This is a genomic window from Aequorivita sp. IT1183 (genome assembly GCF_058068265.1).
This window is the reverse complement of sequence record NZ_JBYRHS010000002.1, coordinates 236,289-253,979: the sequence shown is the minus strand read 5'-3', so window position 1 is coordinate 253,979 and position 17,691 is coordinate 236,289. Positions and strand designations below refer to the sequence as shown.

Here is a 17,691-nt window from a genome sequence, read left to right as displayed (position 1 = left end):
GTAAATATTGTTTATGCAAAGATAACTTTTGCATCAATATAACTTATAGTAAAAAAGAAAAACTTAAGGGAAGAAGAGTCGAAATTTTCAAGCTAATATCAAATCTGGCCTCTTGCCTTAATCTCCAAATACTTGTTTATTGTATTTACAGTAAGATCTTCGGGTGAAGTTAGAATAGTTTGTATGCCGCGTTGTTGAAGTTCGCGAACCATTAATTTTTTGTCAAATTCGAATTGTTGTCCGATGGTTTGGTCTACAATTTCTGAAAAACTATTCGCTTCAGTATTGGTTAAAGTTTTCAATTCAGTATTTTCAAAAAAGATAACGACCAATACATGTTTTTTTGCAATCGCTTGCAAATAGGGCAATTGCCGATGAAGCGCTGAAATGTGTTCAAAATTGGTATAAAGCATCAAAAGACTTCGATGTGTTATTTTTCTTTTTACCAATGCTTGCAAGATGCCATAATCCGCATCCAAAAACTTGGTGTCTATATTATATAGTGCTTCTAAAATATTGTTTAAATACGTTTTCTTGGCCTTGGCAGGAAGAAAATTTCCAGGAATATTAGAAAAATCTACCAAGCCCACTTTGTCATTTTTTTTTAGGGCAATGTTTGAAAAAGCCAAAGCGCTATTTAAAGCGTAATCCAGTAACTTCAAGCCATTAAAAGGCATTTTCATCACGCGGCTCGTATCGATGATGGAATAAACCGGCTGCATTTTTTCATCTTGATATTGGTTTACCATCAAGCGAGCGTGTTTTCCAGTGGCTTTCCAGTTTATAGTTCGTACGTCGTCACCAGCTATATATTCCTTTATTTGCTCAAATTCCATCGTGTGACCTATGCGTCTTATTTTTTTCAAACCAAGAAAAGACAATCTGTTGTCGATGGCTAAAAAATCATATTTTTTCATTTGAATAAAGGAAGGATAAACCTTTACTAACTGCTCATTGTTGAAAGTATATCTTCTTCGCACAACGCCAATTACAGTGGAAACGTAACAATTTAAATTTCCGAATATGTACTCGCCGCGTTCCACAGGACGCACTTCGTATTGGAATGTGTTTTTGTTTTTACCTACAATTGAAATACTTTTAAAAAAATCTCTTTTCTGAAATTGTACGGGTAATTCGTCAATAATGCCCACTTCAATTTTAAATGGGTAACTATTTATTAGCTGTACAGAAACAGAATTGTTGTCGCTGTTCGAAAATTTTTCAGGTAAAATACGTTGCCCTTCCAGGCCATTTTTGCTAAAAACCATTGTAATTTCAAACAAAATGAAAACCGCAAAAACTAAAACTAAAATCCAAACAATTCCAAAAAGCCACTGCCACCAATACGAAAAAAGAAATAATACAGATAGCGTTGCCATCACGTAAAAAAATCGTGGCGTTAAGTAGAAGGATTTTAGAAATTTAATCACTTACCTAGGTATTTCTATAGATTGGCTAATTAAGTCGATTACCGTTTCTGGTGTCATGCCTTCCATTTCACGTTCTGGCGAAAGAATTATTCTGTGTCTTAAAACAGGAGCCAAAGTTTTTTTCACATCGTCTGGAGTTACAAAATCGCGTCCGTTAATCGCGGCAAATGCTTTTGAAGCATTCATAATTGCAAGTGACGCCCTAGGCGAAGCGCCCAAGAATAAATGTGGATGATTTCGGGTTTTATAAACCACCTGCGCAATATATGCGAAAATTTTATCCTCAATCAACACTTCTTGCACTTGAGCACGGAAGGTTTTTAACGCTTCAGGAGTTAAAACGCCTTCAATCGCGTTTTCTGGAATTGCCTGTTTACGGTCGTGATGGGTTTTTAAGATGGTAATTTCTTCTTCCAAACTGGGGTAACCCACTTTTATTTTAAATAGAAAACGGTCTAATTGTGCTTCCGGAAGCGCGTAAGTTCCTTCCTGATCTACTGGGTTTTGTGTGGCGAGAACAATAAAAGGATATTCCATTATATGTCGCTCTCCGTCCATGGTTATCTGGCGCTCTTCCATAACTTCAAACAGTGCAGCCTGCGTTTTTGCTGGTGCTCGGTTTATTTCATCAATTAGAATTACGTTCGAAAAAATTGGACCTTTTTTAAATTCAAAATCTGAAGTTTTCATATTCAGTACTGAAGTTCCCAAAACGTCGCTCGGCATCAAATCTGGCGTAAACTGGATTCGACTGAAATCTGTTTTCAACGTTTTGGCGAAAAGCTTTGCAGTAATAGTTTTTGCAATTCCTGGAACACCTTCAATTAATACGTGGCCGTTTGCCAAAAGGCTTACGATAAGCAATTCAATAAAATCTTCCTGTCCGATAATTATTTTAGAAAGTTGTTTTTTGATGCTCTCCACCGCTGTTTTCAGCTCATCCAGCGGAATGCGATTATTAAAGTGTAACTCGTCATTATTTTCTTCAGGATTTTCCATCGGTCTTCTTTTTAAATTCTTTAATTTCTTTATATAATTTCAGTAATTTCTCTTGGGAAGTATTATTTTGATTGTTCACTTTTTCAATAAAATTAAACAGTTTTAGGGTGTCTTCTTGGGTGTTTCCACTACGTTCCGCAACCGCTTTATAAAATCGTTCGTTAACCTTTTCTGTCGGAACCCTAAGTCGGGTTCGAATAAATTCCATAAAAAGGGCAATCTGTTTTTCAGCAATTAAATGGTTTTCTTTTTTATCAAGATAGATTCCGGCAATCGTGCGTGTATACTCGTAGGTTTTGTTTGTTAGCGGCTGTACGATTGGAATACTTCGTTGTTTTCTTCGTCCTTCAAAAATTATGAAAAGCAATACCCCAATAAGTACAAAATAATATGCCCACTTAAAATATTTGTTGCTAAGCAATACCCGCAATGGCGAAATATCTACGCGCTTTCCAGATTTGTAATAATTATCCCAATACACAGTGCTACCATCATTAATGTACGAAAGAACTTGCGAGGTATGCTGGGCGTTTTCTTCGGAAAGAAGAAAGTAATTCGAAAAAATCTCAGGCTGCAAATGAAGAAAAAACCATCCTTTGCCCATAGGTACTTTTATAAAATTAACACGTGGCTCTTTTATTTCTAGCGTATTAATATATGTTCCTGAAACGCCTAAAACGGTTTGAGTCAACGTATCTATTTCTGAAAAGTAACGAACTGGTAAATCCTTTTTTATATGAAATGGTTTCTGTGAATCGAACTTTTTATTCACCAGTTTCAGTAACGGTTCGGTGCCTATTTTTTCAACATTTACTTCGGTACTTATTTCTAGCTTTAAAGTGTCCTGCAGTTTATCGCCAAAATTATTTGCCGAAATAAATACCGTGTTGCCTTTTTCGGCCCAAGCCAAAAGTGAATCGAGTTCTGTTTTGTCAAAATCTAATGAGTTATTCAAAAAAAAGTATGTTCCTTTTAAAGCGCTGTTCTGCAAAGCTTCAAAAGGAGGAATTTCTTTTTCAACCAGTTTTTCATCAAATGAATTTTTCAGCAAATCAAACAGAACATAAGTTCCCAACGGAATTTTATCTTCTTTGCTATAACTGGGAAACCAATTGAGGGGTTGTGGTTTGTTGGCTTCCATATATACCAATCCAGCCAGCACAAGCAGGAAACCAAAGAGGAATATTTTTTGGAGCTTAGTCAAGAGGTTTTGGTATTTGGTTTTCCAAAGCAGTAAAAGTATGCTCGGCTTTTCTGTAATCAGTTTCGGTAACGGCAAAACTTCCGTACCAAATATAGTCGTACAGCGTAGTTACTTTGCGGAATCCGGAATTTAATTTATCTGAAGATATTTCGGTAAAATACTCGCTATTGGTTTTGTCAAATTCATAATTTATAAGTTCGGCATCTGTCAGTTTTTTCAGAATCAATAAATAATAATAGCGCACTGCGAGCCTATAATCATTATTAGCCAATGCCTTGTCAATTAATTTCTTAATGTTTTTGCTTTTAATAATTTCTTCCTCTTCGGAAAAAAACACACCAGGTTTTTCTTTCGATTTAAAAAATGTAGCACCTGGATTCAGTTTATAAAATAACCAAATTACAAAGCCTATAATGGCAATAAGAAAAATATAAGGCAGCACGTGAACTAAAAATGAAATGAAGCCACCCGCTTCAAAATCGCCTGCGAGCCATTGCCAGAATTTCACCCAAAGTTCCCAAATCCAGTTTGTAAACTGCGACCACCAATTTTCGGCAACCGGTTTTTCGGTATAATCGAAAGCGCTGTCTTTTTTATATTCTCCAATGATTTCTTTGCTGAAATTGGGTTGGTTTAAATTTTCAGACGTATCGTATAGAATTTCTTTTTTCGGCTGTGTAGCAATGCTATCTTGGGCAAATACTTTGAATTGCGCAAAGCATACCAACAGCAAAAAGTAAAAAAGAAACCCCAATTTTCGCATATTATTCTTCCTGTTTTCCAATAGATTCTATGGTCTCCATGGTGCCGGTAAAGTGTTTCTTTTCATTCAGATTAAAATATACAAAAGCAGTACTAATAACGATAATTGAATAGAGAAGGTATTGAAAAACCATTCCAATTGTTGTGAGGGTTATGTAAACCCAATCAAACATAGTAGAAGGATCTGCAGAAACTTCTTGAGTCATTGTAAGCGTGTTGGTAAAGAAATAAATATACTGCGGTATTTGAAAAATGATAGCAATAAAGTAGTACAACAAGAAAACAACTATAAAAGTTGCGAAAGTAATCCACCATTCGCCCTTTATAAGGTTGAAGCATGTACTGATAGAATCTGATGCTGCATTATTATTAAATACAACTACTGCGTAAGCAATTGAGAGTACTACACCAAAATAGATTCCTGGGATAACACAGAACATAGTACCGACACCTACGATAAGACTCACCAAAAAGCTTGTGCCAATAAGTTTCCAAAAATCGTCTTTTACGCCTTCGTAAACTTCTTCTTTTATAACAACGCCATTATTTTTTATGTACGATTTTATGAAGTGTAAAATCACACCGTTTAAAAGAGCGTAATAGACTAATCCTGATAACAATAAAACTATAAAAGCCAAGACCATATTGCTTGAAAAGCCAGACATAGAACCAACGCTTTCTAAAATTCCGGCGCTACCTACGATGGATTGCATATAGAAAACATAAGCAACAAGCATTACCAAGAGTGCAGGTCCGGCAATTTTAAGTATCATTTCAAAAAGTAATTTCCAGTTTAACCGGATGAATTTGAAAATATCTGTTAGAATAGTTCCCAGCTCGCGCTGTTGTTTAAAATTTATTGTTTCGTTCATTATTGTTTAATTGTGTTGATTGTATTGATAAAAAGGATGATTCTATTATTTCTCTAAACTCCTTCAATTCTTCTTTTCAATTTTAAAGGGTATAAAACATAATAATATAAAATTAGAAAAAGCGAGCTACTTATTATGAGTATTGCTAGCCAATCCGGCATTTCGGTGTGGCGCGTTACAAAACCTTCAAGGAAACCAGCAATTATAAAAAATGGAACCGTGCTTAACATAATTTTTAATCCATCTTTTGCGCCGCGAATAAAAGATTGCAATCTTGTATAAGTTCCCGGAAATAAGATGCTATTTCCTAAAACCAAGCCTGCGCAAGCGGCTATAATAATTACAGAAATTTCAATTGTACCGTGAATCCAAATAGTTCTTACAGATTCCCAAAGCAATCCTTTGTCATAAAAGAAATACTGAAATGAGCCAAGCATTATTGCATTACGCATAATGATATATATTGTTCCAAGACTTAAAAACAACCCGTAAACAAAGGCGTAAAGCGCTACCGTCATATTATTAATAGTTATGCCTAAAAACATATTTAGCGCTCCCATCTCTTTGTAAACCGCCATTGGATCACCTTTTTCAATGTTTGCTAGAGTCATATTTACATAACCATCGCCCAAAATAAGCCTTACAAAATTGCCATCCGTAGCAGCGGAATATGCTCCAATTATTGAGAAAAGTAGAAATACAACAAACACAATAAGCAATTGTTTATGGTATTGCGAGAAAAACAACGGAAATTCTTTTGTGTAAAATGTAATAAACCTAGTACGCGATTCGCGCTTGGTTTTATAAATTTTTTGATGCGCTAAAACGGAAATTCCGTTTAAATACTTGAGTGTGTTACTATTGGGGTAAAAAGTGCGGGCGTAGCTTAAATGATCGGTTACTTCAATATAGAGTGCGCTAAGTTCGTCGGGATTCATTTGAACATTATTCCGAAGAACACTTTCAAATTTTAACCATTTATCCTTATTTTGCTTCGCAAAAGCGGCTTCGCGCATATTGTGCAGTACTTTTGCCCAAAGGAACATATTTAATGGATGATTTTCAAATAGAAACCGCCCAAAATGTAAACATTCTTCAAAATGTTGCAGGAGTTGGAGACCGCATTGTTGCGTATCTTGTTGACGGTATAATTATGGGTTTATACGTTTTTATAGTGATTATGCTATTTTCTAACGTCAGTTTATCTGATGACTATTATATGATTGTCGGTATGACCATTGGTCTCCCGCTGTTTCTGTACCATTTAATATGGGAAACACTTTGGAACGGAAGAAGTCCCGGCAAAGCCTTATTGAAGTTACGCGTTGTGAAAACTGATGGCTCAAAGCCTGCATTTTCTAATTATATGTTGCGATGGCTTATAAGATTAATAGATATTACGGCTACTGCTGGTGGCTTGGCGCTTGTAACAATTTTATTGAACGGAAAAGGGCAGCGTGTGGGAGATATTGCAGCCGCCACAACGGTTATTACTGAGAAGCAAATCGTTAATTTTGCTCAAACTATTTTAATGGATATTCCCGAAGATCACGAACCAAGTTATCCACAAGTCACAGTTTTTAGCGATTCGGAAATACAGACTATTAAGAATCTTTTCGTGGAAGCACGAAATAACGGAAATCATAATGTAATTTTGAAACTTGCATATCGGGTTTCGTCAGTTATGGAAGTAAAACTAGAAGAAACACCAATGAAATTTATTGATAAAGTTATAAAAGATTATAACTACTATACCCAGAACATGTGAAGTTATTACTTATAATAGATATACTCGGAACAATCGCCTTTGCAATATCAGGAGTGCTTATGGCGCTTAACAAACGCTTAGACCCCTTCGGTATTTTAATAATTGCCTTCGTAACAGCGGTTGGTGGCGGAACTCTGCGCGATATACTTATTGATGCTAATGTAGCGTGGATGCGTGACTTAACATATGTGTACGTAATATTCGGTTCCACTGTTTTTGCAGTGATAATTAGAAAAAGACTAGGTTACATTCGGCGATCACTGTTTTTGTTTGATACTATTGGGATTGCGCTTTATACAATTGTAGGGGTAGAGAAAGGGATTGCCGCAGGATTTGAACCTATAATTTGTGTTGCATTAGGTACGATAACGGCCTGTTTTGGAGGTGTAATCCGTGATATACTTTGTAATGAAATTCCGATTATTTTCAGAAAAGAAATTTATGCCACCGCCTGTATTTTAGGCGCTACTGCTTATTTTGTGTTGCACGCTACTCCAATTTCTGAAACTTTTATAGTTGTTATTTCAGGTTCAATTGTATTTGTTGTTCGGTTGCTGGCTGTGACTTTCAATCTTTCGTTGCCGAGTATTTATAGGAAGGATGAGTTGGAAAATTTATAAAAGAATAGTTTTATTCTAAAACCTTTGCACTAATATAAATATTCTGCAACGGCCAATCCCCATCATCGGCTTTCACTTTTGAAATTTCTTCCACCACATCCATTCCTTTGGTCACTTTTCCGAAGATGGTGTATTTTCCATTCAAATGCGTTGTTGAAGATTTTGGGCCAAGGAATATGAAAAATTCATAAGGTGCGGTTCTATGATCTGGGTTTTCGCGGTATTCTTTTGCGCCAGAAACGGTTCCGTATTCGTGGATTCGTCCCGGAATTATTTCAGCAGGAAGCAAATATTCCTTCCCAAGTTCCGCACGTTTCTTTTGCGTTGAAGACAGATCGCTATTACCAACTTGAATTATAAAATTTGGAACTACCCGATGGAAAAAGGTTTCTTCAAAATAATGTTGCTTTACCAAATAGATAATATTTGCGCGGTGTAGCGGGGTGTCTTTGTAAAGCTTTATTTCAATATCGCCAAAACGGGTAGTGATTAAAACCTTGGTTTCAGGATTGTTTTTGCCGTATTCGGTTAAAAATGAAACTACATTTTCATTCGTGATTTGGGCATATTCTGGTTCGTCGATTTTTTCTGCTTCTATTTTTTGGTTACTCAGTGTAGCCGAAGTATCCTTTTCAGTTTCGTTCCGATAGTTATCGGCATCGAACTGCTTTTTCTTATCTTCACAGCTGCCAAAAAATAGAACTATTCCGAAGCAATAAATAAACAACTTTCTCATAAATGGATTTTCGCGATTTTGAAAAACGGATTGTAAAAGTAACAAAAATGGAACTGCCCGGCGAATCGGTCCAATTTAAAATGGCACCCATGGAACGCTTGCAGGAATTGAAACGGGTTGCTCGCGAAAAAGATACCGCAAAGAGGGCAGGAGTTATGTCACTTTTTTATCCAGCAGATGATTTTGAAACACGATTAATTTTAATTCTTCGTAAAACGTATAAAGGCGTACATTCTGCACAAGTGGGTTTTCCAGGAGGAAAACTTGAAACAAGCGATCTTTCAATACAAGATGCAGCTTTACGCGAAACGGAGGAAGAAGTGGGGGTGCCGCGAGATACTATTTCAGTTTTAAAACAACTTACCGAAATTTATATTCCGCCGAGTGATTTTTTTGTGCAACCATTTTTGGGCATCACAGCACAGACGCCCAAATTTATTGCACAGGAGGAAGAAGTGGAAGCTTTAATAGAAGTTACTTTAACCGATTTTATGAACGATATAAACATTACTACCCAAACGCTGACAACATCATATGCTACAAGCATTGAAGTGCCAGCCTTTAAACTGAACGGACACATAGTTTGGGGAGCTACCGCTATGATGCTCAACGAAGTGCGAGAATTGCTTAAAAAGGTACTGTAAAAGCATATTTTAGTATATTTGTCCTGACTAAATATTTAGCAATGGATAATGCCGAAGGAATGATGTATAGTTTGAAATATCTGAATTAAAATTACGGAGCTTGTTAAAGTACAATGTACTACAACTGGCTACATACCACTGATTACTGACCATTGAATACTGACCACTGAAAATGACTTTTTTCAAAAAAAACCCTTTTGGGCATTCACTTTTTTTAAAACTCTGGTTAATCCGGATTGCGGGTGCTTTAACCCACAGACGTTTCAAAGGTTTTAACGATTTGCAAATTCACGGAAGCGAGATTTTGAAATCGCTTCCCGAAACTAACGTGCTTTTTGTAAGTAATCACCAAACCTATTTTGCAGATGTGGCAGCAATGCTTCACGTCTTTAATGCTAGCCTAAGCGGTAGAGACGACAGTATTAAAAACGTGGGCTATTTATGGCGTCCAAAACTGAATATTTATTTTGTTGCTGCAAAGGAAACTATGAAAGCTGGTTTACTTCCAAAAATCCTAGCCTATGCAGGTTCTGTTAGTATTGAACGTACTTGGCGCGAGAAGGGCCAAGATATAAATAAGCAAGTAAAAATGAGTGATGTAAGTAACATCACCAAAGCATTAAATGATGGCTGGGTTATCACATTTCCACAGGGAACTACGAAACCTTGGAAACCAATCAGACGAGGAACGGCGCATATTATTAAAAAGAATAAACCTGTAGTTGTACCTATTGTTATTGATGGTTTCAGAAGATCTTTTGATAAAAAAGGAATCCGAATTAAAAAGCGTGGTATTCTTCAAACCATGGAAATAAAACCACCTTTGGAAATAGATTACGAAAATGATTCTATGGAGAAAATCGTAGAACAATTGGAATATGCAATAGAGCAACATCCATCATTTTTAAAAGTTATTCCTTCTGCAGTATTGAAAAGCGAAGAAGAATTGAACAAAGAGCGCCACTGGAGATATTAAATATAGTATTCAGAGTTCAGAAGCAGTTCGCATTGGCGTTACTGAAAACTGCAACTGCCAACTTATTTTAAACTTCTATTTTCTTTAATTCCTTATAATTTTTGTTGAGTCTTTTCAGCAGAATACCGTAAACAAGTCGGTAAAAAAGCAAAATCAGCACGACCATAACAATTCCAAAAAGTATTTGAATAAGGAAAAACATATTCATAAACTTCTCTTGTGAAATTTTTGCTACCCCGTAATCTTCAATCATAAATTGAAAAACAATATCTTGATTTAGATAGTAGTAAATATTTATTCCAATTATTAAAAGTATGGAAGCTGTTATATTGTAAAAGACAAAATACTTAACAGTGGTACGAGTTTGCAGAATATTTTTCATCAATTCCTTGATGGTATCTGTGGTTGAAATTTTTCGATAATTTCTATAAAAGAGAAAAATAAAAATCGCAAAAACCGAATAGTTTATAACATTTATGGCAATTAAGACTGTATGTAAACCTATGTCGTCAGTAAATTTTCTACTGGATTCAGGAATGAAAAGAGCTAGCACAGTCCAGAAAATAATTTCGGCAATGCTTATATAAAAAATCCACTTCACTATGGAAGAAGATTTCTTTAATAGCATTTTATAAATATCGGTATAAGAAAGTTTCGGAAGCTCTTGTTCCGTGCTTTGCCATTGTTTTTTTAATAATTCTAGTTGATCCATAGTGGGTTACGGATTTAAAATAGTTCGTAATTTCTCCTTTATCCTATTCATTTTTACACGTGCATTGACTTCGGTTATACCCAAAGTTTCGGAAATTTCTTTATAGTTTTTGTCTTCCAAATAGAGAAAAACAAGCGCTTTGTCAATATCATTTAAAACTTTTACAGCAGTATACATCAGTTTTAGTTGTTGCTCTGCGGTATCATCATACGGTACCGAAGAAATTTTAAAGCTAACCCCTTCATAATCCTGCGTTTTTATGGTACGCTTAGATTTTCTATACAACGTAATCGCGGTATTCAGCGCCACGCGATACATCCACGTACTAAACTTAGAATCGCCCCGAAATTTGGGGAATGCACGCCAAAGCTGTATGGTTATTTCCTGAAACAGATCGTTGTGGGCGTCGCTGTCGTTTGTGTATAACCTACATATTTTATGTACAATGTTTTGGTTCTCCTCAAGTTGGGTTACAAAACTATGTTCCAGTTCTTTGTTCAATGGTAATTTTGTTGGTAATTGATTAGTGTATACTTAAAGTACTATGTTACAAAAATCCTAAAAAATACCCTAACTATTGCTAGTATGAGTAACTTTATAGAAAGAAAAAACAAATGAATATTCCCGAAACTGGCCGTCCACGAATAGTTGTTATAGGTGGTGGATTTGCTGGTATTTCCTTCATAAAAAAGATTCAAAAAGAAAATGTGCAAATCGTTCTTTTTGATAGACATAATTACCACACCTTCCAACCATTGCTGTATCAAGTTTCCACGGCGGGATTAGAACCAGATTCCATTGCTTATCCGCTTCGGAAGATTTTTAGACGTACTATCGATTTTCACTTTAGAATGGCAGAGGTGGAAAATATAAATACCAACAACAACACGATTGCCACTTCTATTGGCAGTTTGCATTTTGATTATTTGGTAATTGCCACTGGCACGCGTACTAATTACTTCGGTAATGAAAGTATTGCGGAAAATAGTATGCCGATGAAGACGGTTCCGCAGGCGTTGAATATTCGTAGTTTGATGCTTCAGAATATTGAAAAAGCAGATATTACTTCAGATGAAACTGAAAGAAAACGTTTATTGAATTTCGTGATTGCCGGTGCTGGCCCCACAGGAGTGGAATTGGCTGGAGCTTTGGCAGAATTCAGAAAAGGAATTCTTGAACACGATTATCCCGAACTTGAAGAAGAAGAAATGTTCGTTCATCTTATTGAAGGACAGAACAGGGTTTTGCCTCCAATGAGTGAAAAAGTCTCCGCAAAGGCGCAACAATTCCTTGAAAAACTTGGCGTTCAGGTTCATCTTGAAACTTTTATAAGCGATTACGACGGAAAAACGGTAACTACTAAAGACGGTAAAAAATTTGAAACCGCAACTTTCATTTGGGCGGCGGGAGTAACTGGGGCGCCAATAAAAGGAATTAATGGTGAAGCATTGGTAGAAAAAGCAAATCGTTATCGGGTTGATGAATTCAACAGAATAAAAGGCTTTGAAAATATATATGCTTTAGGCGATATTGCTTTAATGGAAAGTGAAGATTTTCCAAGAGGACATCCGCAGGTTGCACAGCCAGCCATCCAACAAGGAAAGCAGTTAGGGAAAAATTTCAGGAAAATGTTAAAAGGTTCGCCAATGGATCCTTTTAAGTATTTTGATAAAGGGACTATGGCCACTGTGGGTAGAAATAAAGCAGTGGTAGATATTGGCAATTTGCACTTTGGCGGTGCTATAGCTTGGTTTTTATGGATGTTCGTGCACTTATGGTTTTTGGTAGGTTTTAGAAATAGAGTAATTACATTCTTTAATTGGACGTATAGCTATATAAATTACGACAAAGCCGCGCGGTTAATTATTCGCCCGTTTAAAAAGTCTCCTTCCGGTCTCCCAAAAGGAGAGGAGTAGCTTTTTATTTCCCACTTTTTAAGATATATTATCGGAAATTTAAAATCTATTGCGGGGTATTTACATTTGAAAAAACGTTAGTTTTTCAAATAAGTAACTAGTTCAATTTCTTCGCTTTTGCCACGAAGTTTTTCTTTACCCATTTCTTTTTTTGAAACGCCTTTTGGTAATTTATAGGCAATATCAGCAAATGGTTTGGAGACTAAAATTTCTACGTCTAGTTCGTTGCACATAGCTTGAATGCGAGAAGTTGTGTTTAAAACATCGCCAGAAAAAGCGATGTCCCGTTTTATTTGTCCAATTTCGCCCACCATCACAGTACCGTAATGCAGACCTACTTTAAATTCGGGAACATAACCATATCGTTTTAAATATTTAGGTGCTTTATAGGCAATAATTTTTTTCATACTATAAAAACATTGAATCGCATTTCCGTGTTTTAGGCCCCATTTCATTTTCCAAGAAACTACAACTTCGTCACCTACGTATTGATAAACTTCACCACGGGTTTGCACAATTGCGGGGGCGATGTGTCTAAAGAAATCTTTCAGAAAATTAAAATATTTCTCTTCACCCAAACTTTCAGCAATGCCAGTCGCATTTTTTATATCGGCAAACATAAAAATACGGCGTTCGTGTTTGGGTCTAAAATATCTACCTATTAAATAATCGGGAAAAACTCCTGGACCGTATTTATCGTTCACCATCAAAACAATTAGCGTTACCAAAATGATAAAAAGCCAAATAACATAATTCTTTATAAATAGCCACGATCCGAAGAAATAAAACGTTTGCTGCAATACTTCAAATGAGTAAAAGGGTATTCCCAAGTCTTCACTCTTAATATAAATAGCTCCGAAGGATCCAACGAGAAAGGCTGTAAATGTGTAGGCTATAATTAAATAGAGTAGTGCTTTCCAGAAAACCAAACGCCGCAACCAGCGCTCCATTAAGTTTACCGTTACAATGCCGCCTATAAGCCCAGCGGAAATTGCAACGATTAAATTTGCCATTATCGCTGAATACATATCGTAGCTGGAACTCAATACGCCATTGCTTTTTAGCGTGATGAATTCATAAAAAAACATAATATTAGAAATTAGTACCCAAGCCACTAAAATCCAAAATGCACGCCGCGTGTAAAACCAAATCTGGCGGGTGGTGTATCTTTCAAAATGCGGTTTTATTGCCATTAGCAGTTTTTGTATTTGTCGTGAAGTCCGATGCCTTTTTCTATCATAGGAATGCACTTTTCTAATCTATTTTGTTGCGTAGCTTCGCGCTTAGCTTCAGCAATATAACCCGCATATTCACGCTGCCTACCGGGCGTTAGTTTTTTAAAATGATCTTTTAAAGAATTATCATTATTAAAGGCTTGTTTTAATAATGGCGGAATAATTACATCTTTTTTAGGAGTTGGCTTCAGCTCTTTTCCAGCCTTCGAGTTTGCAATGGCTTCTTCAACGTATTCCTTAACAATTATGGAATCTATTTCGTCATCTACTTCAATTCGCCATTGTCGCAGGGCTTTAGTAACGCCTTCTTGTGCATTCACTAGTTTTTTGTGTTGGTCCTTCAAAAATACCCCTTGATGAAACCAAAGCGCCATGTGGTTTTTGAAATCTGCCATAGCCACCACCAATTTTCCATTAAGCGTATAAGTTGGTTTGCCCCATTTCACCTCTTCTTTAAGCTCTGTTTTCACAATAATCGTCCGAAGTTGCTTTAGCTTTTCCTTCCACTGTGTTTGCTTTTCTATGAAAACATCTACTTTTTCTGAATCCGTCATTTTATGAGTACTTTTTTCCGAAGATACGATTTACAGAAATCTTTTATTGATAGAGAATCTTAAATTTTTACTACAGTTGGGGATTCATATTATACAGTTCAGTTTGTTTTTTTCTAAAAAGTTAAGCTGAAACTTCACCTTTGAACTGAAAATTAAACCAACCAACCCATGAAAATTTCAGTCATCATTTTTATACTTATTGCTTTTCCAAGTTTGCTTTTGGCACAAACCACCGTATCAGGTACGGTTTTAGACAATAAAGGAATACCTATTGTTGGCGCCAATGTTTATTTGGAAGGCGCTTACGATGGCAGCACTTCAATAGAAAACGGAAATTTTTCCTTTGAAACTTCTGAAACTGGAACGCAAACTTTAGTGATATCCTACGTTTCGTTTGAAGCAACTAAAATTACCGAAGACGTTTCAAAAATGACGAATCTCAAAATTCAACTTCGCGAAGACGTAAATTCTTTGGAAACTGTAACTATTTCCGCTGGGTCTTTTTCGGCGGGTGATAATAGTAAGATTTCGGTTTTAAAACCTTTAGATATTGTTACAACGGCAAGCGCTTTGGGCGATTTTGTAGGCGCACTGCAAACGCTTCCCGGCACAACTACAGTTGCCGAAGACGGACGTCTTTTTGTTCGAGGTGGCGATGCGGGCGAAACCCAAATTTTTATAGACGGCATTCGCGTTTTTACCCCTTATTCGCCAACTACCAATAATGTACCCACGCGTGGACGTTACAGTCCGTTTTTGTTTGATGGCATTACGTTTTCAACGGGTGGATATTCTGCAGAATACGGGCAAGCACTTTCCTCGGTTTTACTTTTAAACACCATTGACGAGCCAACTCAGGAAAAGACAGATATTGCAATAATGACCGTGGGTGGCGGTTTAGGACATACTAAAAAGTGGGAAAAAAGCTCTTTGAGCGTGAATGCAACTTATATAAATTTAGCGCCATATACAGCACTTTTTCCAGATAGAAATGATTGGCATAAACCTTTTGAAACCGCTGCAGGAGAAGCTGTTTATCGTCAGAGAATAGGGGATGGGCTTTTAAAAATTTACGGTGCTTTTGATACTTCAGATTTTGAACTTACGCAGGAAGACATCAATAACCCCGCAGGAACACGGTTTAAACTCAACAATAAAAATTTCTATACAAACGCCAATTATACTGAGGTGTTAGATAATAATTGGACAATTTTTGGCGGTGGAAGTTACACGCTCGGAAATACTAAAATTGGCATCGACGAAGCTGCGATTAAAGATGTTGAAAATTCCGCACACTTTAAATTGAAGTTGAAAAAACGCTTTAGCAATCGCTTTATTCTCAATTTTGGGGCGGAACAGTTTGTAGCCGATTTCAACGAAAATTATGAAGATCCCGATTTTGCTGCAGAGCTTGGTTTCAACAATAATATTTCGGCAGCATTTACGGAAGCTGATATTATTTTCTCACGAAAGCTCGCACTTAAACTAGGTGTCCGTGGTGAATACAGTGAATTGTTTAAAGAATTTACAGTTTCGCCAAGAATCTCTTTTGCTTATAAAACTGGAAAAAATAGTCAGCTTTCTTTGGCTTACGGCGATTTCTTTCAGCAGCCAGATAGCGATGTGTTGAAATTTTCAAATAATTTGGAAGCGCAGCACACCCAACATTATATTATGAATTATCAATATTCAGCTAATAACAGAATTTTCCGTGCGGAAATTTATAGAAAAGAGTACGGCAATCTTGTTACTTATAATGACGAATTCCCCGATTTAAACACTTCATTTTTTAACGATGGCGATGGATATGCGCAAGGCTTAGACTTATTTTGGCGCGATAATGAATCCATCAAAAACGTGGATTATTGGGTGAGCTATTCCTATTTAGACACAGAGCGGAAATACCGAAATTACCCTATTAAAACTACACCCAGCTTTGTAAATACACATAATATTTCTGTAGTTGGAAAATATTGGATTAACGATTGGAAAAGCCAAATAGGTTTCAGTTATCAATATGGCAGCGGAAGAACGTACACAGATTTAAACAAACCTGGCTTTCTTCAGAATAAAACGAGCGCTTATAATAGTGTTAGCTTAAACTGGGCGTATTTAATTTCGCAGCAACAAATTCTTTATGTATCGGTCAATAATGTGCTAGCTACTAAAAATATAAACGGCTATCAATATGCAAATACTGCAGATGCCAATGGAAACTTTGCCCGAAGAGAATTATTACCTGCCGCAGACCAGTTCTTTTTTGTTGGCTTTTTCTGGACTATTAGTGATGATGGGAAGGATAACCAACTTGATAATTTGTAAAGCCAGCTAGCCGTTGAAGGATAACGGTGGCTGAGCGGAGCCGAAGCCACGCTGTCTCATTTCGGCTCCGCTCAATGACCGAAGGGTAAATCACAATTCAATCCACAAAATCAACAGTTGGGTTTATAGGTTTTTTCGGAATCGGTTTTTTAAAGGAAATTTGAATAGAATAACAATTACAACAATCAATCAATAATATTTGTAACCATTAAATAATAGAAACCATGCAAAATGTAGTCACTTATTTACTAATTGTTTTTACAGCCTTTATAATGCAGGGGCAAACTGATTCATCAGAAAACAATGAAGCTATGCCTTCCAAATACCAACAGGGAATGCAAAAAGCATTTAAACTTTGGCAGGAAGATAAATCTTGGGATGCCGCCAATGTATTTGAACGCATTGCCACCGCTGAGCCCGACAATTGGTTGCCACCGTATTATGTTGCGCAAATAAATGTAATTAATAGCTTTACTGAAAAAGATAAAACCAAGCTTACCGCCCAACTTGGAAAAGCTCAAAACTTTATTAACGACGCAACAGCAATCTCTAAAGAAAACCCAGATTTGCTAGTGTTGCAAGCGCAATTGTACTTAGCTTGGATTATTTTTGACGGGCAACAATACGGGATGACGTATTCGCCGAAAGCAACGGAGCTTTACTCAAAAGCGTTAGCTTTGGCGCCAGACAATCCAAGGATTATATTAGCAAAAGCCGAATGGGATATGGGCAGCGCAAAATATTTTGGACAGTCTCTGGAGCCGTATTGTAAAGACATTCAGCGCGCAATAGATCTTTTTGTTACTTTTAAACCAGCGGGCGAATTTTACCCAACTTATGGTGAAGAACGCGCAAAGCAAGTACAAGCGGAAAGCTGTTTATAAAAAATCTTAGCACGAATTCACGAATGTAATTGTAAAATTATTCGTGATTTCGTGGTT

The 17,691-nt window shown here is 36.5% G+C and carries 18 protein-coding genes; 7 read left to right on the top strand and 11 right to left on the bottom strand.

Annotated elements, in window-relative coordinates:
• Nucleotides 1-98 precede the first annotated feature (98 nt).
• Genes AC3RVF_RS03915 through AC3RVF_RS03890 form a run of 6 tightly spaced genes read right to left on the bottom strand, consistent with a single transcriptional unit; the run spans nt 99 to nt 6,283 of the window.
• Nucleotides 99-1,430, bottom strand: coding sequence for a DUF58 domain-containing protein (locus AC3RVF_RS03915; RefSeq protein ID WP_489692809.1), 1,332 nt, complete (start codon nt 1,428-1,430; stop codon nt 99-101).
• Nucleotides 1,431-2,429 carry an AAA family ATPase gene (locus AC3RVF_RS03910; RefSeq protein ID WP_489691016.1) on the bottom strand — a complete coding sequence of 333 codons (999 nt, stop codon included), beginning with the start codon at nt 2,427-2,429 and terminating at the stop codon, nt 1,431-1,433. It lies immediately after the preceding gene.
• Nucleotides 2,416-3,633, bottom strand: a complete 1,218-nt coding sequence (locus tag AC3RVF_RS03905; RefSeq protein ID WP_489692808.1) for a DUF4350 domain-containing protein — start codon at nt 3,631-3,633, stop codon at nt 2,416-2,418. The genes AC3RVF_RS03910 and AC3RVF_RS03905 overlap by 14 nt, the downstream gene beginning before the upstream one ends.
• A complete protein-coding gene (locus AC3RVF_RS03900) occupies nt 3,626-4,396 on the bottom strand; it encodes a DUF4129 domain-containing protein (protein WP_489692807.1) in 771 nt (256 codons plus the stop codon). Before AC3RVF_RS03900 ends, AC3RVF_RS03905 begins: the two co-directional genes overlap by 8 nt.
• A 1-nt stretch (nt 4,397) precedes the next feature.
• Complete coding sequence (locus tag AC3RVF_RS03895) at nt 4,398-5,267, bottom strand: hypothetical protein (protein ID WP_489691019.1); 870 nt, start codon at nt 5,265-5,267, stop codon at nt 4,398-4,400.
• Between the two features lie 53 nt (nt 5,268-5,320).
• Complete coding sequence (locus AC3RVF_RS03890) at nt 5,321-6,283, bottom strand: stage II sporulation protein M (protein ID WP_489691209.1); 963 nt, start codon at nt 6,281-6,283, stop codon at nt 5,321-5,323.
• A gap of 35 nt (nt 6,284-6,318) precedes the next feature.
• On the opposite strand from AC3RVF_RS03890, the gene AC3RVF_RS03885 reads away from it, so the two are divergent.
• Together AC3RVF_RS03885 and AC3RVF_RS03880 are read left to right on the top strand one after the other, a co-directional pair.
• A complete protein-coding gene (locus AC3RVF_RS03885) occupies nt 6,319-7,035 on the top strand; it encodes an RDD family protein (protein ID WP_489691020.1) in 717 nt (238 codons plus the stop codon).
• Nucleotides 7,032-7,655, top strand: coding sequence for a trimeric intracellular cation channel family protein (locus AC3RVF_RS03880; RefSeq protein WP_489691021.1), 624 nt, complete (start codon nt 7,032-7,034; stop codon nt 7,653-7,655). The genes AC3RVF_RS03885 and AC3RVF_RS03880 overlap by 4 nt, the downstream gene beginning before the upstream one ends.
• Nucleotides 7,656-7,665: 10 nt before the next feature.
• Here the strand turns inward: AC3RVF_RS03880 and AC3RVF_RS03875 are convergent, their stop codons facing one another.
• Nucleotides 7,666-8,391 (bottom strand): peptidylprolyl isomerase, encoded by a 726-nt coding sequence (locus tag AC3RVF_RS03875; RefSeq protein ID WP_489692806.1) that lies wholly within the window; start codon nt 8,389-8,391, stop codon nt 7,666-7,668.
• A 2-nt stretch (nt 8,392-8,393) separates the two neighbouring features.
• Here AC3RVF_RS03875 and AC3RVF_RS03870 point away from each other — a divergent pair, with 2 nt between their 5' ends.
• Nucleotides 8,394-9,035 carry an NUDIX hydrolase gene (locus AC3RVF_RS03870; RefSeq protein ID WP_489692805.1) on the top strand — a complete coding sequence of 214 codons (642 nt, stop codon included), beginning with the start codon at nt 8,394-8,396 and terminating at the stop codon, nt 9,033-9,035.
• 172 nt (nt 9,036-9,207) lie between these two features.
• Complete coding sequence (locus tag AC3RVF_RS03865; RefSeq protein WP_489691024.1) at nt 9,208-10,011, top strand: lysophospholipid acyltransferase family protein; 804 nt, start codon at nt 9,208-9,210, stop codon at nt 10,009-10,011.
• A gap of 67 nt (nt 10,012-10,078) precedes the next feature.
• On the opposite strand, the gene AC3RVF_RS03860 is transcribed toward AC3RVF_RS03865, so the two are convergent.
• Nucleotides 10,079-10,723, bottom strand: coding sequence for a DUF8845 family protein (locus tag AC3RVF_RS03860; RefSeq protein WP_489692804.1), 645 nt, complete (start codon nt 10,721-10,723; stop codon nt 10,079-10,081).
• A 6-nt stretch (nt 10,724-10,729) separates the two neighbouring features.
• Complete coding sequence (locus tag AC3RVF_RS03855) at nt 10,730-11,224, bottom strand: RNA polymerase sigma factor (RefSeq protein WP_489691026.1); 495 nt, start codon at nt 11,222-11,224, stop codon at nt 10,730-10,732.
• A 113-nt stretch (nt 11,225-11,337) separates the two neighbouring features.
• On the opposite strand from AC3RVF_RS03855, the gene AC3RVF_RS03850 reads away from it, so the two are divergent.
• Nucleotides 11,338-12,639, top strand: coding sequence for an NAD(P)/FAD-dependent oxidoreductase (locus tag AC3RVF_RS03850; RefSeq protein ID WP_489691027.1), 1,302 nt, complete (start codon nt 11,338-11,340; stop codon nt 12,637-12,639).
• 77 nt (nt 12,640-12,716) lie between these two features.
• Here AC3RVF_RS03850 and AC3RVF_RS03845 read toward each other — a convergent pair whose 3' ends face one another.
• Both AC3RVF_RS03845 and AC3RVF_RS03840 read right to left on the bottom strand, forming a co-directional pair.
• Nucleotides 12,717-13,832, bottom strand: coding sequence for an adenylate/guanylate cyclase domain-containing protein (locus AC3RVF_RS03845; protein ID WP_489691028.1), 1,116 nt, complete (start codon nt 13,830-13,832; stop codon nt 12,717-12,719).
• Nucleotides 13,832-14,428 (bottom strand): YdeI/OmpD-associated family protein, encoded by a 597-nt coding sequence (locus tag AC3RVF_RS03840; protein ID WP_489691029.1) that lies wholly within the window; start codon nt 14,426-14,428, stop codon nt 13,832-13,834. Before AC3RVF_RS03840 ends, AC3RVF_RS03845 begins: the two co-directional genes overlap by 1 nt.
• A 168-nt stretch (nt 14,429-14,596) precedes the next feature.
• On the opposite strand from AC3RVF_RS03840, the gene AC3RVF_RS03835 reads away from it, so the two are divergent.
• Together AC3RVF_RS03835 and AC3RVF_RS03830 are read left to right on the top strand one after the other, a co-directional pair.
• Nucleotides 14,597-16,750 carry a TonB-dependent receptor gene (locus AC3RVF_RS03835; RefSeq protein ID WP_489691030.1) on the top strand — a complete coding sequence of 718 codons (2,154 nt, stop codon included), beginning with the start codon at nt 14,597-14,599 and terminating at the stop codon, nt 16,748-16,750.
• 224 nt (nt 16,751-16,974) lie between these two features.
• The gene (locus AC3RVF_RS03830) at nt 16,975-17,634 is read left to right on the top strand and encodes a tetratricopeptide repeat protein (RefSeq protein ID WP_489691031.1); all 660 of its coding nucleotides are present in this window, start codon (nt 16,975-16,977) and stop codon (nt 17,632-17,634) included.
• Nucleotides 17,635-17,691 lie beyond the last annotated feature (57 nt).

What these genes read in the sequence shown, in the direction of transcription:
- AC3RVF_RS03865 (WP_489691024.1), top strand. Translation starts at nt 9,208, where the DNA reads ATGACTTTTTTCAAAAAAAACCCTTTTGGGCATTCACTTTTTTTAAAA.
- AC3RVF_RS03885 (WP_489691020.1), top strand. Translation starts at nt 6,319, where the DNA reads ATGGATGATTTTCAAATAGAAACCGCCCAAAATGTAAACATTCTTCAA.
- AC3RVF_RS03875 (WP_489692806.1), bottom strand. Translation starts at nt 8,391, where the DNA reads ATGAGAAAGTTGTTTATTTATTGCTTCGGAATAGTTCTATTTTTTGGC.
- AC3RVF_RS03890 (WP_489691209.1), bottom strand. Translation starts at nt 6,283, where the DNA reads ATGCGCGAAGCCGCTTTTGCGAAGCAAAATAAGGATAAATGGTTAAAA.
- AC3RVF_RS03830 (WP_489691031.1), top strand. Translation starts at nt 16,975, where the DNA reads ATGCAAAATGTAGTCACTTATTTACTAATTGTTTTTACAGCCTTTATA.
- AC3RVF_RS03860 (WP_489692804.1), bottom strand. Translation starts at nt 10,723, where the DNA reads ATGGATCAACTAGAATTATTAAAAAAACAATGGCAAAGCACGGAACAA.
- AC3RVF_RS03910 (WP_489691016.1), bottom strand. Translation starts at nt 2,429, where the DNA reads ATGGAAAATCCTGAAGAAAATAATGACGAGTTACACTTTAATAATCGC.
- AC3RVF_RS03845 (WP_489691028.1), bottom strand. Translation starts at nt 13,832, where the DNA reads ATGGCAATAAAACCGCATTTTGAAAGATACACCACCCGCCAGATTTGG.
- AC3RVF_RS03835 (WP_489691030.1), top strand. Translation starts at nt 14,597, where the DNA reads ATGAAAATTTCAGTCATCATTTTTATACTTATTGCTTTTCCAAGTTTG.
- AC3RVF_RS03840 (WP_489691029.1), bottom strand. Translation starts at nt 14,428, where the DNA reads ATGACGGATTCAGAAAAAGTAGATGTTTTCATAGAAAAGCAAACACAG.
- AC3RVF_RS03895 (WP_489691019.1), bottom strand. Translation starts at nt 5,267, where the DNA reads ATGAACGAAACAATAAATTTTAAACAACAGCGCGAGCTGGGAACTATT.
- AC3RVF_RS03850 (WP_489691027.1), top strand. Translation starts at nt 11,338, where the DNA reads ATGAATATTCCCGAAACTGGCCGTCCACGAATAGTTGTTATAGGTGGT.
- AC3RVF_RS03870 (WP_489692805.1), top strand. Translation starts at nt 8,394, where the DNA reads ATGGATTTTCGCGATTTTGAAAAACGGATTGTAAAAGTAACAAAAATG.
- AC3RVF_RS03900 (WP_489692807.1), bottom strand. Translation starts at nt 4,396, where the DNA reads ATGCGAAAATTGGGGTTTCTTTTTTACTTTTTGCTGTTGGTATGCTTT.